Annotated in this window: 17 protein-coding genes; 11 read left to right on the forward strand and 6 right to left on the reverse strand. The window is 48.1% G+C overall.

Annotation, left to right across the window (positions count from 1 at the left end; translation table 11 throughout):
* Positions 1-34: 34 nt before the first annotated feature.
* Positions 35-1,282 carry a tetratricopeptide repeat protein gene (locus ACM1PF_RS26330; RefSeq protein WP_416668856.1) on the forward strand — a complete coding sequence of 416 codons (1,248 nt, stop codon included), beginning with the start codon at positions 35-37 and terminating at the stop codon, positions 1,280-1,282.
* Here the strand turns inward: ACM1PF_RS26330 and ACM1PF_RS26335 are convergent.
* A complete protein-coding gene (locus tag ACM1PF_RS26335; RefSeq protein ID WP_416668859.1) occupies positions 1,228-2,049 on the reverse strand; it encodes a phosphate/phosphite/phosphonate ABC transporter substrate-binding protein in 822 nt (273 codons plus the stop codon). The genes ACM1PF_RS26330 and ACM1PF_RS26335 overlap by 55 nt on opposite strands.
* Before the next feature lie 514 nt (positions 2,050-2,563).
* Between ACM1PF_RS26335 and ACM1PF_RS26340 the strand changes: the two genes are divergently transcribed.
* The 7 genes from ACM1PF_RS26340 (at position 2,564) to ACM1PF_RS26370 (ending at position 9,001) form a co-directional block, all read left to right on the forward strand.
* Positions 2,564-2,767, forward strand: coding sequence for a hypothetical protein (locus tag ACM1PF_RS26340; protein ID WP_416668861.1), 204 nt, complete (start codon positions 2,564-2,566; stop codon positions 2,765-2,767).
* A 135-nt stretch (positions 2,768-2,902) separates the two neighbouring features.
* Positions 2,903-4,105 (forward strand): acyl-CoA dehydrogenase family protein, encoded by a 1,203-nt coding sequence (locus tag ACM1PF_RS26345; RefSeq protein WP_416668864.1) that lies wholly within the window; start codon positions 2,903-2,905, stop codon positions 4,103-4,105.
* Positions 4,106-4,125: 20 nt separating this feature from the next.
* Positions 4,126-5,007 (forward strand): MetQ/NlpA family ABC transporter substrate-binding protein, encoded by an 882-nt coding sequence (locus ACM1PF_RS26350; protein WP_416668867.1) that lies wholly within the window; start codon positions 4,126-4,128, stop codon positions 5,005-5,007.
* Positions 5,008-5,293: 286 nt separating this feature from the next.
* A complete protein-coding gene (locus ACM1PF_RS26355) occupies positions 5,294-6,148 on the forward strand; it encodes a MetQ/NlpA family ABC transporter substrate-binding protein (protein WP_416668870.1) in 855 nt (284 codons plus the stop codon).
* 24 nt (positions 6,149-6,172) lie between these two features.
* Entirely contained in the window at positions 6,173-7,150 is a 978-nt protein-coding gene (locus tag ACM1PF_RS26360; protein ID WP_416668873.1) for a methionine ABC transporter ATP-binding protein, read from the forward strand.
* Positions 7,150-7,806 carry a methionine ABC transporter permease gene (locus tag ACM1PF_RS26365; RefSeq protein WP_416668876.1) on the forward strand — a complete coding sequence of 219 codons (657 nt, stop codon included), beginning with the start codon at positions 7,150-7,152 and terminating at the stop codon, positions 7,804-7,806. Before ACM1PF_RS26360 ends, ACM1PF_RS26365 begins: the two co-directional genes overlap by 1 nt.
* Positions 7,807-8,062: 256 nt before the next feature.
* A complete protein-coding gene (locus ACM1PF_RS26370) occupies positions 8,063-9,001 on the forward strand; it encodes a polysaccharide pyruvyl transferase family protein (RefSeq protein WP_416668879.1) in 939 nt (312 codons plus the stop codon).
* Between the two features lie 92 nt (positions 9,002-9,093).
* Here ACM1PF_RS26370 and ACM1PF_RS26375 read toward each other — a convergent pair whose 3' ends face one another.
* The 3 genes from ACM1PF_RS26375 to ACM1PF_RS26385 form a co-directional block, all read right to left on the reverse strand.
* Positions 9,094-9,369, reverse strand: a complete 276-nt coding sequence (locus tag ACM1PF_RS26375; protein ID WP_416668882.1) for a hypothetical protein — start codon at positions 9,367-9,369, stop codon at positions 9,094-9,096.
* 84 nt (positions 9,370-9,453) lie between these two features.
* Positions 9,454-10,116 (reverse strand): cadmium resistance transporter, encoded by a 663-nt coding sequence (locus tag ACM1PF_RS26380; protein ID WP_416668885.1) that lies wholly within the window; start codon positions 10,114-10,116, stop codon positions 9,454-9,456.
* Between the two features lie 482 nt (positions 10,117-10,598).
* A complete protein-coding gene (locus ACM1PF_RS26385) occupies positions 10,599-10,787 on the reverse strand; it encodes a hypothetical protein (protein ID WP_416668888.1) in 189 nt (62 codons plus the stop codon).
* Between the two features lie 228 nt (positions 10,788-11,015).
* Between ACM1PF_RS26385 and ACM1PF_RS26390 the strand changes: the two genes are divergently transcribed.
* From ACM1PF_RS26390 to ACM1PF_RS26400, 3 genes are all read left to right on the forward strand, one after another.
* Complete coding sequence (locus tag ACM1PF_RS26390; RefSeq protein ID WP_416668891.1) at positions 11,016-11,186, forward strand: hypothetical protein; 171 nt, start codon at positions 11,016-11,018, stop codon at positions 11,184-11,186.
* Positions 11,187-11,195: 9 nt separating this feature from the next.
* Complete coding sequence (locus ACM1PF_RS26395) at positions 11,196-11,783, forward strand: Crp/Fnr family transcriptional regulator (RefSeq protein ID WP_416668894.1); 588 nt, start codon at positions 11,196-11,198, stop codon at positions 11,781-11,783.
* 425 nt (positions 11,784-12,208) lie between these two features.
* On the forward strand, positions 12,209-12,757 hold the full coding sequence (locus ACM1PF_RS26400) for an MgtC/SapB family protein (protein WP_416668896.1): 549 nt from the start codon (positions 12,209-12,211) through the stop codon (positions 12,755-12,757).
* A gap of 32 nt (positions 12,758-12,789) precedes the next feature.
* Here the strand turns inward: ACM1PF_RS26400 and ACM1PF_RS26405 are convergent, their stop codons facing one another.
* A complete protein-coding gene (locus ACM1PF_RS26405; protein WP_416668899.1) occupies positions 12,790-13,533 on the reverse strand; it encodes an SDR family oxidoreductase in 744 nt (247 codons plus the stop codon).
* Positions 13,526-13,963 carry a beta-lactamase hydrolase domain-containing protein gene (locus ACM1PF_RS26410; RefSeq protein ID WP_416668901.1) on the reverse strand — a complete coding sequence of 146 codons (438 nt, stop codon included), beginning with the start codon at positions 13,961-13,963 and terminating at the stop codon, positions 13,526-13,528. The genes ACM1PF_RS26405 and ACM1PF_RS26410 overlap by 8 nt, the downstream gene beginning before the upstream one ends.
* Positions 13,964-14,208: the final 245 nt, after the last annotated feature.

Raw genomic sequence — 14,208 nt, forward strand, 5'->3', positions numbered from 1 at the left:
TTCGAGTACAAATCAAACGTGTGAGGAGTAGACCATGCTAGAAAACCGTGATGGATATTGGATTACCACCCATTCCACCCAAACGATCGACGCGATTCACCGCTTTACTGATCAATCCCTTGGCTACGGCAGAATGGCAAAACCTGCAATCCTAGATGCGATCGCGGCTGATCCCACCTGTGCCCTTGCCCACGCCTATGCTGCGGCGTACTACCTGGCTCAGGAGAATGCCGTCACCTGGCAACAGGCAAAACCCCACCTGCACATTGCAAATTCACTAGCAGACCAAACGACGGAACGAGAAAAGCGATATATTCAAGCCATCAACGCCTGGGCAGTCGGAGACATTCATCGAGCGATCGCGCTGCATGAGTCCATTACCGAGCAGTTTCCTAGAGACTTAATGGCGGTGCAGCAGGGACAGTATCACTACTTCTATTTGGGCGATCGCCAGGGATTGTTAAACATTGCCGAGAAGGTGCTATCTGCCAATGGTGATCAGCCCTATCTCTATGGCATGGTTGCCTTTGGTTTGGAGCAATGTCATCGCCTCCCGGAAGCCGAACGGATGGCATATCGGGCGATCGAAATTACCCATTGCGATCCCTGGGCACATCATGCGATCGCCCATGTGCTGGAGACACAACGACGAACGGATGCAGGAATTCTATGGATGGAGCAGTTTGCCGAAACCTGGGAACGGTGCAATACCATGCTTTATACCCATAATTACTGGCATCTGGCATTGTTTTATCTAGCAAAGGGAGACATGCAAACGGTACTGGACTTATACGATCAGCGGGTTTGGGGGTGGGCTTGCAAAGCGTCACCCAAGGATCAGGTCGGTGCCATTGCCTTATTGCTGCGATTAGAACTACAGGGCGTAGAAGTGGGCGATCGCTGGATTCACCTGTGCCCCTACCTGTTTGCCCGCATTCATGAACACGCCTTACCGTTTCAGGACTTACATTATGTTTATGCCTTAGCAAAAGCAGGACATGGCGATCGGGCAAGGGAAATGCTCACCAGTATGCAGGTTCATGCCCTGACAATTCCGCCGCAGTTACAGTCTGCGTGGACGGAACTGGCGATTCCGGCAGCCAGGGGATTGCTGGCTCACGCCAGGGAAGATTGGCAAATCGCAATGGCAGAATTAAAGCCTGTTTTATCCAGGCTATGGGCGATCGGCGGGAGTCATGCCCAACGGAACTTGTTTAACCAAATTTATCAGGATGCAGCAGCCAAGATCGAGGCATATCCTGCCTTGAGAACTGCCTCATAAGCGTCCGCCAGTTCTTGATACCGCTCAACGCTGACAGGCTCATATCGCTGAATCCCTGCCTGGGTCATGGTGTGTTTGAGAGAATCACCAGGATTGAGTAAAGCAGTCCGAATGTGTTCAATCAGAGTACCTCCCAACCGTTGAGCCACAATCATCGGCGGCATGGGGCAAGGACTGATCGACTCAATCACCCGCAGTTGATGGGCGAACTCCGGCACAGTCCGCAGTTCTTGTTCCAATACAGTACTGTCGATCGCTGCCCAGTCTGCTTCACCCGTGATGACTGCCTGAATCGATCGCTGATGGGAACCCGATTGCCAGACGGAACCAAAAAAGATAGGTGAATATCCTTTTTGAATCAGGTGATAGCACGGCAAATTGTAACCGCTGTTAGAACCAGGATCGTTGTAGCAGAAGGTTTTATCCGCTAGCGCATCGAATGACTTGATCCCACTGCTGGCACGCACAATCACATCTGAAAAATACACGGGGCGATCGGCGTATCGTGCCGACTGCATAATTGGAGCAACGAGCGGTTGATAGAGCGGTGCCTGCTGATACTGGCGAATGAAGGGTAAGCCGCAGATCAAGGCTAAATCAATGCGATCGTTGATTAAATCAGGGTCATCAAGGGGATCAAACCGACTTTCGGATAGCTGTACCTGGATGCCTAAAACCTGCTGTAGATGCGCTGCCACAGCCTGATAAAACCAGAACCCGTTGGGAGCCAGGTAGGAAACGATCGAGAGGGAAGTTGGGGCAGTCATCTTTATAAACTTCTAACTGGCATAAAGCCTTATAGGGCAAGCACCAGAGCCTACAACCGGAGGATTCGCCCCGGCTAAATACGGTACGTCAACCAATTTACCGTATATCTGGACTTGATTTTTCTGGGTAGCTATGGCAAGATGCTGAATAATCTTAAATACGGTAAGCCTACCGATTAACCGTATTTTAGCCTCGGACTGAGTCTTGGTCGAGGAAAGGATGATAGAAGGCTTCAACACTGTTGCATTGCTTTTGCCTGAGTCATCACTGCTTCGGTCAAAGGAGTCGCCCAAACGAACGGGTGGGTGATGTTGTATTTGCTGGTTTCGTAATGAACGTGGTGACGAATGAACAATTTCTTTTGGCATCGAATCTGGAGCTATGTATATCCGTATTCGGTTATTGGCAAAGTGGCAGTGTTGGTGGTTGGGAGCCTTGTGTTTCTTCAGTTGGATCATCTTGCACGAAGAATTTCTAAACCATCCAAAGTCTTATCCAAGGAGCCATTGGGGTATGTTAATCGGACAAATTGAGTACGAGCTTTTGGAAGCGAACCTCTGGTATTTGGGGCAGGCAGGATATGTTGATTTGGAAGCGGCTTCAGAATATCAGGCAAGCCAGGAGTCTGACTTGGAGACGCGATCGGCGGTTTTGGATCAGGATGATCCGGACGTTGAGCGTTGGACTCGTAAGGGACTTGTGCTAGATCCGCAATGAAGACTCATTGAGGGTTTGAGTTGTGGAGTGATTGAAGTGATCTGACTGGGCGGGCAAGATGCTCACCTCACAAGAGCAATTCCACCAGGCAAAAGAGATTGGGTTTGCAATTTTTAAGGGAGAACAGGGAGTCAGATGACGCTAGCGATCGAACCATTGATTGATTACCGAGCCATTGTTGCAGAGTTGGTTCAGGAATTTGCTACGACAGCCGTAGAGCGCGATGCTCAGGGGGGAACGCCTCAATATGAGCGCGATCGACTGCGGCAGAGCGGTTTGCTGAAATTGATTATTCCTAAACAGTACGGCGGATGGGGTGAATCCTGGGTGACGACGCTGCAACTGGTGCGGGAATTTGCCAAAGTGGATAGCTCGATCGCCCACATCTTCTCCTATCATCATCTGGGGGTTGTGGCTCCTCATATTTTCGGTACGCTAGAACAGCGCGAACGCTACTATACACAAACGGCTCGTAATAACTGGTTTTGGTGTAATGGATTGAATCCACTCGATCGCCGCGTTACCCTCACCCCTGAGCCGGACTCTTTTCAAGCAGGAGAACCTCAGCGGTTTCGGCTGAATGGAACAAAAAGTTTCTGTTCTGGCTCTGTGGATTCTGATTTAATTCCCGTTACCGCCGTTCAAGAAGGAGCAGCAGGGTTGACGATCGCCATTGTTCCCACCCAGCGCGAAGGCGTAGTAGTGCATGGAGATTGGGACAATATTGGGCAACGTCAGACAGATAGTGGCAGTATCACGTTTAATAATGTGTTAGTAGAACGGGATGAATTGTTAATTCCCGATGCGGATGGTTCAGTGTTTAAGACGATTCGAGCCTGTTTTACCCAGGTCACGTTCGCCAATATCTATCTGGGAATTGCGATCGGCGCATTGTCAGCCGCCAAAGAATACACCCAGACCCAAACCAGAGCCTGGATTACTTCTGGTGTGGAAAAAGCCACTCAAGATCCCTACATTTTGCATCACTACGGCGAACTGTGGACGAATTTGCAAGCGGCAACCGTTTTAACCGATCGCGCTACCGAGCAAGCACAGCGAATCTGGGAGCGGGGTGATGCGCTCACATTAGAGGAACGGGGAGAATGTGCCATGTCGATCGCCGTTGCAAAATCGTTTGTAACCAAAGTTGGATTAGAAACGACCAGCAAGATTTTTGAACTGATGGGAACCCGATCGACCGCTGCAAAGTATGGCTTCGATCGCTACTGGCGAAATCTACGTGTCTTTACACTGCATGATCCAGTGGATTACAAAATTCGATCGATCGGGAATTGGGTTTTGAATGGCGAGTTACCAAAGCCAGATCTTTACTCTTAGCTTAAATTCTGAATGAAAATATGAAACGCACTTCTACGCTACGATCATCAAATCTACAATCATCAAAGCTAACTCGTCGCCTATTTATGGTGGCGTTCAGCGTTTTTGCCACATCCGTCACGCTTCATGGGTGTGCCGGTTCTCAACCGACTGCTTCATCGGAAACTGAAGCCGCTTCGGAGACAATTCGGGTTGGGGTGAGTCCAGTACCCCATGCGGAGATACTGGAGTTTGTCAAAGATAACCTGGCAGCCGATGCAGGACTGGCGATCGAAATTGTGGAGTTTTCCGATTATGTTCAGCCCAATCTGGCACTGAACGACGGACAAATTGATGCCAATTACTTCCAGCACGTCCCCTACATGGAGGATTTTGGGCAGGAACGGGGCATTGATATGGTCGCTGTGGTTCCCGTTCACATTGAACCCCTGGGGCTTTACTCAAGGCGAATTCAATCCCTGGATCAGGTGAGTGATGGCGCAACGATCGCTATTCCCAATGATGCAACCAACCTGGGACGTGCCCTTAATCTGATTGCAGACCAAGGTTTGATTACACTGCGATCAGGGGCAGGGATTTCTGCTACGGTTCAAGACATTGAGGATAATCCGAAAGATCTCAACTTTGTTGAACTGGAAGCGGCTCAACTGCCGCGATCGTTGGACGATGCCGATTTAGCCATTATTAACGGCAACTACGCGATTCAGATTGGCTTAACGCCGAGTCAAGATGCACTGGCTTTGGAGACGGCAGATGACAATCCCTATGCCAATGTTTTGTCGGTGCTGCGAGGTCAAGAGGATAATCCGAACGTACGTACTCTGGCAGAGTTGCTGGATTCACCAGAGGTGGAGGAGTTTATTGAGCGGACGTATGACGGGTCGGTCATTCCAGCATCTTAGGCTCTGTTTTGAAAGCTTTCGATCCCCTCTGCTCCCTTAAAAAACGAGAGTCAACCAGTCAAAGTCCCCCTTTTCAAGAGGGATTTAGGGGGATCTCAAAGTCTGTCACATCTGAACAAGTCCTTTATAAAGCACACCCTAGTTCTCACCTGATTAGATCTTGTTGACTGGGCGGGCAAGATGCCCACCCCACAAATACTTTAATTGATTGTTCTTCCCTCCTTTGATTGTTCGTAATTCCTGCATTTTAATTGTCATATTCTATTCCGGAGGAACATCACCATTCATGAAATTCAATCGTCGATTTTTTCTAATTGCAGTCAGTGCCTTCTCTGCATCTGTTATTTTCTCCAGTTGTGCCCCCTCTCCTCAGAACGCTGCACCTACGTCTTCAGTAGAAGCATCAGAGTTCAGTGAACCGCTCAAACTTTCGGTGACTCCGGTTCCAGCCGGAGAGATCTTGGCATTCGTGCGAGACAACATTGCCCCGGAAGCTGGACTGACGATCGAAATTCTAGAATTTAATGATTTTAATCAGCCAAATTTGGCTCTCAAAGAGGGAGCGGTTGATGCCAATTATTATCAGCACATTCCATTCATGCAGGACTTTAGTAAGCAGCATGATATGGATCTGATCGCGCTCAATCCGGTTCACTTTAATCCCCTGGGAGCATTCTCAAACCGAATCAGTTCCTTATCCGAGCTACAGGATGGCGCAACGATCAGCATTCCTAACGATGTGACCAATGGGAGTCGTGCCCTGAGACTGCTGGAAGACGAGGGACTGATCACCCTGCGGGAGGGGACAGACGAACTGGCCACCAGTGCTGATATTGCAGAAAATCCCAAAAACTTGAGACTTCTGGAAATTGAAGCCCCTTCGCTGCTGCGATCGCTCGACGATGTGGATGTCGCTATCATCACAGGCAACTTCCTGGTGCAGGCCGGTCTGAACACCAAAGAGGATGCGATCGCCCTGGAAGAAGCCGGAGATGAAGCCAGGTTTGCGGTACGGTTGGCGACCCTGCGCGGGAATGAGGATGATCCTCGGATTCAAAAACTGAATGAGTTGCTGCACGATCCCCGTGTCCGCGAGTTCATTAACGAGAAGTACCAGGGTGCAGTTGTTCCAGTCTTCTAAGGTAAAGTCTTTTGAGGTGAATCTGTGATTACCATTCGTGACTTGACCAAGGTATATGGCTCCAGGGATGCGCCGATCGTCGCTCTCGATGGGATTAATTTAGAGGTGCAGCCCGGAGAAATTTTTGGCGTATTGGGTCAAAGCGGAGCGGGAAAAAGTACGCTGATTCGCTGCGTTAACCTTTTAGAAAAGCCGACTTCTGGCTCGATTCAGGTCGATGGACAGGAGATCACTCAACTCTCTGGACAGGATCTGCGAAAAGCGCGGCAGCAAATTGGCATGATTTTTCAACATTTCAACTTGCTCAGTTCTCGGACGGCAGCAGAGAACATTGCTTTTCCACTGGAGGTCATGGGCTATGGACGACTACAGCGAAAGGTGGTTGTAGAAGAATTACTCTCACTGGTGGGACTGGAAGGACGGGGAAACGCTTATCCCTCCCAACTTTCCGGCGGACAGAAACAGCGGGTGGGCATTGCCAGAGCCTTGGCGGGTGATCCAAAGGTTTTACTGTCCGATGAAGCCACGTCTGCCCTCGACCCCCAAACCACGCGATCGATTCTGCAACTGTTGAAGGATCTGAATCAACGCATGGGCTTAACGATTTTGCTGATTACCCACGAAATGGGCGTAGTCAAGCAAATTTGCGATCGGGTTGCCATTCTGGAAGCAGGGCGAGTGATCGAGCAAGGGCGAGTATCAGATCTGGCATCTCAACCTCGTTCACTCTTAGCGCAGGAATTCTTTCCCCATCGCAATGGACATCAACCCCAACTGGGTGGAGTCATCGCCACGATCGCCCTCACCGGAGAAACGGCTCGTAAACCAATTTTCTCCCATCTGGTGCGCCAGTTTGATGTGGATGTCAGCATCCTCAACGGCAGCATTGAAACGGTGAGTCAGCAGCGAGTTGGGCAATTTCAGGTTGAATTGTCTGGAAGCAATGTAAAGTCTGCCCTGGAATATCTGCGTGAACTGGATGTGAGTGTGGAGGTGAACTAATGCCGGAAGCGGTTCTATTAGAAAATCTGTGGCGGGCAACGGTTGAAACGTTCTACATGGTTGGCGTTTCTGCGGTGTTGGCAACGGTCATCGGCTTGCCTCTGGGATTGTTGCTCGTAATCACCAACGCAGGCGGCGTATTAGAAAATCCCAGTCTAAACCAGTCACTGGGAGCCATCGTCAATGTGGGTCGATCGCTTCCATTCATTATTTTATTGGTTGCGATTATTCCCCTGACTCGTCTGATTGTGGGTACAACGATCGGCAGTACCGCCGCACTGGTTCCTCTCACCCTTGCGGCGATTCCTTTTTTTGCCCGAGTGGCAGAAACCTCGTTGCTGGAGGTCGATCGGGGATTGATTGAAGCTGCTCAGTCCATGGGATGTAGCTACTGGCAAATTATTCTCAAGGTATTGATTCCAGAAGCCTTTCCCTCCCTGATTTTGGGAGCCACCATTATGGTAATTAGTTTGTTGAACTATTCAGCAATGGCAGGGGTTGTCGGTGGTGGTGGATTGGGGGATTTAGCCATTCGCTATGGTTATCAACGATTCGATACTAGGGTGATGTTAATTACCGTTGTTCTATTAATCGTGTTAGTGCAGATTACTCAATTTTTGGGCGATCGTTTGGCGAAACAACTCCGCAAGCGTTAGTTTTCTTAATTTCTTTTACTTCATTTCCTATATGATTCATCAGCATCCCCTGATCCATTCCTTTATGGGTCAGTTTTTTCAATCTATCTCTGCGCTCTCCCCAATCAATTTACAGTTCAATGATTCTGCGAATGGATCACTAGAACTGTCAGCCAAAATCATCAAACAGGTTAATGGTACTTATCGCAGGAGATGGAGAAACCAGGTTCGTCGGTGGGCTACCAATTATGTCACTCCGTCGGTTCCACTTTGCTGGGTGGCGACAACCCTAAACCGTCCCTACGCGAATTTAGGAGATGCCCTGAGTCCAGTGATTGTGAGTGCCTTATCTGGATTGCCGATCGTCCATCGCCACTTCGACTCAAACTCCGAACGGTTTGCTTGTGTGGGTACAATTGGGCAAAATTTTAGTCGGGGAACGGTGCATCTTTGGGGTACGGGAGTGGATGCATCTCGAAATCCGATTCATCCTCAATTCAGGCTTTATCAACGTCCCCCCAATACCAATTTCGTGGTTCATGCCCTGCGCGGCCCTGTGAGTTCCCATACCTTCAGACGAGAGGGCATTGAGGTTCCGGATGTATACGGCGATCCGGTGTGGTTTTTGCCCTCTATCATTGAACCATCGGAGAAGAAGCAGTATGAGCTAGGTGTCGTGGTTCATCTCACAGAATTGTCTGAACTGTCTGCAACAGCTTCCACCCATGAGGCGTTTTTACGGTATAGAATTCCGCCTGAGTTATCAAGCACTATCCGCATCATCAATACTCTCACTGAACCTACATTTGATGCGATCGAACAAAAGGTGAAGGAGATCACATCCTGCAAGCGGATTCTCAGCACCAGTTTGCATGGACTTGTGATTGCGGAAGCTTACAACATTCCCTGTTTACATTTGCGAAGTCGGCGCAAGGGCGCAACGCGAGTTAACCTGGAGGATGAGACAGAGATTATTGATCAACGCATGCGGGACTTTTACCGTGGCGTTGGACTGAAAACCCTAGTGACCTATAGCCAGAAGCGCAGCAAGGAAACAAACTGGGAAGATGTGATCCAGGCGATCGATACTCATTGGCAACCGCTGGAATGGAATCCTGAACCGTTTTTAGAAGCCTTCCCTCTCCCGCTGAAATTTAATCCCCTTGATACTCCTCATTTGCTCGATCGCCAGTTCTTCGATCGCATTGTTTTTTGATGCTTGTGGGGTGGGCATTCTGCCTGCCCAGTCAACGAATCAGAAGTGCTGCATCACCGATCGAATTGCCAATTTACAGTCCATCGAATCAATTACAACCCCAGCAAAACTGTGCCTAGCTCAGGCAATTGAACATTCTGCACCAATCGAAAAAAATCCTGTGGTAAATGACCCACTTCAGTCCACAACTGTCCGGGGGTAATGTTGAAAAAATAGTTGACTCCTAGAACAACCACTGCAATAGCTAGAATGATTCCAAATCCAGAGGTCAGAATCTTGAACAGCAACCGGAGTACCAGCAGCGAAACCACGATCGCAGCAATGAGTAGAACCGTTTGTGGATTGATCAATTCCAGTAAGTTTTCCATGTACTTTCGCCTCAAACAATGATTCCTTGATTGATTTCTTTGATTGATTTTCTGACCTGTTCAACAAGCGATCGAAGCTAGTCTCTAGAACGAGAAAAACAACCGATAGGACTCATTATCCATAACGATCGAAAGTCCTAGCCAGATTAAAACAAACGGAAATACTTTTCGGGCACAGCGAGCCAAGAAAAAGGCAATGTTGGGCTGGCGAGTTAAGTGATAAGAAAGGAAACACCAAAGCCCAATTGTTGAATAACAAATCAACACAATAATGCTTAACTTGGGTAGCGTACTGCTCGCAAATAACGGCACATAAATTCCAATATTGTTGCCGCCATTGGCGATTGTCACCGCAGACACTCGATAGGTTTGGGGGTCGCGTAATGTTGCTAGCAAGGTTTTCTTTTGAGGTTTTACTCTTGTTCGTTGGGAAGAGACACTCTCAGAAACCGCCTGGATTGTATCGGAGTCATCTTCACGACTGAGTAGACTGTTAATCCCAATACAAACGGGTAGGAATCCTAGTAGACCAATCCACATATGGGAGACCATTAAACCACCCAAAAAACCAATCAGGCTGATACCAACTAATACAGTAAATCCAACATATTCACCAATGACAACATGGCGAGGACGAAAAGTGCGATTAACCTTGCCAAAAAATAGGGTCAGGTAAATGTTGTCATCAAACGTTGTTGCAACGGCAGCAGCCACTCCGGTCATTGCTGTAGCGATTAACCAATCCATAAGCGGTTTTGTCCTAATGAACTCTATTTGTGGGGTACTTAATTCAACTAAAGCGATCGGCTGTTTCTATCTGTACGCTTTAGAACATGACTTCAATGTATAGAGATCAACTGATAGAAGCAAATATTCTTTCTTTTCAAACCCATAAATCAAATTGATGAATGAAGGCACTCAAAAGCCGATAGAGCCGATCGATCTTTGGCAATCGATCACGATGCTCTATCTTGAAAAGAACTCATTCGTTTGTTACCAATTCATGAATAAATAGATCAATTCAAAAAGTAGGGTGGGCAATGCCCACCGAAAACTATTCAACGGTTCTCAAATCATTCTTAGAATTGTGAATTAAGTTATCCGTACGATTACTCTGCCTCATTGACTGGGCGGGCAAGATGCCCACCCCACAAGAGTTGTAAAGTTGTAAATTACTGAGTTATCGATCAATTGACATCAGTGGAATGCTCCCATGCTCCTCTCAGGTACTAGCGTCTAGTTTTCCAGAGGAGGTACTCCTCTAATGATGAGAAATACTGCACAGTGCTATCCAGTCCTTCTGGTCTACCCTTCAAATATCCTTCCAGATAGGCCGGCTCGTGCAACCTTGGCAGTAATCCGGCATCTCGATCGCGCTGCCCTCGTTGAATCTGCTCTTGGCGGAGATGGTTTAGCATAGGACTGACTTGTGACTCGCACGTTGAAATCTACTCTTAGTCTATGGAATTTGTTTGATAGAAACAAATACTCTTTTTTCTTAAAACAATAAAGAGAAGTGATTAAACGGAGGGTGATTTGCTGAGATTCTCAGGATAATCTTCCTTGCGTTTCTCCCTACCCCGTGTTAGAGTTCTATCAATAAAATACGGTAAGTCAGTCGGATTACCGTTTTATTAGGTTATAGAATGAAAGCAAACTCATCTCAACCCTTGCGTTGCTGGCATTGCCGCTTTTATCAATCCGATCGACAGCAAAGCGGTGGCTGTCGAATGTTGAATGTGCCTGTGCAGGGACGGTGGCAAGCTTGTTGTTTGTACGCTCCTGTCTTTGAATCTGATCAACGCAGCGTTTGTTAATGAGATATTATGACGATTTCCTCACACTTCATTTCTCGCCCCCTAGACCGCACGACTCAGCACTTTACAGCCCGATCGCTTTTGCCTCCAAAATCTGATCAGGTTTGGCGGATTGAATCTGGGATTGTTCGCAGCATGACCTGGTTGGAGGATGGCACGAATGTGGTTCTGGGTATTTGGGGAGCAGGGAGTACAGTCGGCAAACCCTTCTCCAGCCGTGAACCTTACCAGCTTGAATGTGTTACCCGAGTTGAGGCAACCCCCATACCTCTAACCGGTTTAACCAATTTTTCAGAAATCTTGCTGAATCATCTGCACCAGGCTGAAGCATTGATGGAGATTCGCAGTTATAAGCGAGTGGATTTCATGCTGCTTCAACTTCTAACCTGGTTAGCGCAGCGGTTTGGACAAGAAGTTGAACAGGGAATTCTCATCGATTTACGATTTACCCATCTTGACTTAGCCGATGCGATCGGGGCAACTCGTGTCACCGTAACGCGAACGCTTAATCAACTACAGCAGAACGGCATGATCGAATGCTTACCCCTCAAACGCATCATCGTTCACGAAGAACGGCTCTGGCATTACGAAATTTAACCCATGCTAAGCTGCTCTAAGTTTCAAACCAACCCTTCAGTAATCTAGCTTCTTGTGGGGTGGGCATCTTGCCCGCCCTATGAATTAATTCCCAAACCGATCGCACCAGTATAGACGATATAGACGATCGAATCCCAGTTTAAAGCAAGCTTTCCATTCGTCTTCCCCTTCCTGTCAACGGTGCTTCAACCAACCTAGCTGGACTCAGAGGAGTATGTTTTGACACTCCTTTTTTTTGATCTTTTCTTAACTTGTTTTTAACCTAAGCTTAAACTAAGATAATCTGAGCAGGTAGATCGATAGAAGAAGCTTCACCTGTCAAAGCTTTGCTGCATTGCATTCAGGTTAAAAAGCCACAAAAGCATTTCTTTTAACCAGCAGGGTTTAGACCCATTTGTTAATCACTCACGATCGGGAGGCGAACGATGAGCCATATGTTTATTACCCCAGGAGATTGGTTGCCTCTGTTGTTCAGGCTGTCACTGGCGTTACTAGTCGGAGGGGCCATTGGCTATAACCGCCAGCAGGGAGGTCGATCGGCTGGAATGCGAACCTTCATGATGGTCAGCATGGGAGCCGCCTTTTTTGTATTGATTCCGCTACAGGCAGAAGGAGATAGCACCTTTGCCTCGACGAATGCTCTCAGCCGTACCATTCAGGGAGTCGCAACAGGAGTCGGATTTTTGGGGGCTGGATTGATTCTGCAACCCGCGTCGCCTAAAGGTGGGGGATTCAAGGTCAAAGGATTAACAACGGCTGCATCCATTTGGGCTGCCGCAGGGTTGGGAGCCGCGATCGGCTGTGGGCTGTGGCAGTTGGGTTTAGTGGGTGCAGGGCTAACTCTTTTGACCTTGAGTGGAGTGAAGCGCGTTCGGAAAACCGTTCGTCAACGTCGGACAAGACATGGATTTCTGCTAAGGCGATCGAGTATCCATCACCGCAATGTTCAGAGCGGGCGAGAGAAAGAGATTTAGTTTTAGCAACTGCCTAAGCACCCGCACTATCCTTACCAAGGCTGCGTGGTTGGGCCGATTGTAAATTCGTTCACGTTTGTGTCTTCTGGCTGGTCGATTGCAAACGCCACAACATTGGCGACTCGATCGGGTGAGATACTGTATTCCTCATGCGACACTGCCATTTTCTTAGCCACCTCTGGGTCGGTAATCTGATTTAACAATTCAGTGTTAATTGCAGCAGGATAAATGGTCGCAGTCCGAATGTTCGTTCCCTCTTGGGCCGACTCCATGCGGAGAACTTCCATGAAATCGCGTACAAACCATTTCGTCCCACCATACACTGCACCACCTGGATAAGCTTTTAATCCAGCAACCGATGAAGTTGTGATAATATGCCCAGACTTTTGGCTAATAAACGTTGGCAACACCGCAGCGATACCATTGAGTACACCCTTGATATTGACATCAACGGTTTGATTCCATTCATCCGTTTTCAATGCAGAAAGTGGAGAAATTGGCATGATGCCAGCGTTCAAGAAAATAACATCGACCCGTCCAAATGTTTCCTGGGCAAGCGTGACGATCGCAGCGTTATCCGATGGATTAACCACATTCATCAATTGATAGACTGCTTGTCCGCCAGCGTTTTGAATTTTATCAGCTAGCTGTTTCAATTGGTGCTCACGACGCGCGCCCAATACGACTTTAGCGCCTCTGCTGGCAAGCAATTTCGCAGTTGCTTCACCGATCCCTGATGATGCGCCGGTAATAATCACAACTTTGTCTTTAATCATTTGAATTTTGTTCTGAGATAAATTTTCTCAAGTGGGGTTGCTCTGGGGATAGTCCCAATTCATTCGCTTTTTCGGTGATTTGCTCGATCGTCAACCCCTCATTTAGAGCCGTTGCAATTAACGCGATCCCGCCTGCCCGTTGCGCTGCTCCACAGTGAACCAGCACAGGTTTCGGTAGGCTTTCCAGTTCTTTCAAGGCATTGGCGATCCCTTCTGCCGTTGCATTGGAACTGTTGAGCGGCACGTTGGCGTATTCTAATCCGGCTGCCGCTGCCTTCTGCTGTTCGTCAGACAGTACACCGGGTTCATTGGGCGATCGCAAATTTAATACGGATTTAAATCCCTGCTGGGCAGCTTGCTGAAGTTGTTCGGGGGTAACTTGCCCAACAATGCTCAGAGAGTCGCTCACAGCTTTGAATGCGTCTGACATGATTTGGCTCCTTCAATTCAGATTGACCCAGATTCCCTATTGCAATATTGCAATCCTCAACGGCACATTTCCCTGGAACAAGATTCTGTTCAGGCTGAAAGCCTTGATTTTTGATCGCAAGTGTGAGATATTCCTTTAAACAAATACGGTAACTTGACCGATTTACCGTATTTTATCTTACAATTAGTTTTCAGTTCAAAACAATCGCTGGGAAAAGCCCTACTTCGATCGCATCAAGCGGTTTC

Origin of the sequence: Egbenema bharatensis FJBBOT/2019, assembly GCF_048077055.1 — a bacterium.
Taxonomy (GTDB): Bacteria; Cyanobacteriota; Cyanobacteriia; order Elainellales; family Elainellaceae; genus Egbenema; species Egbenema bharatensis.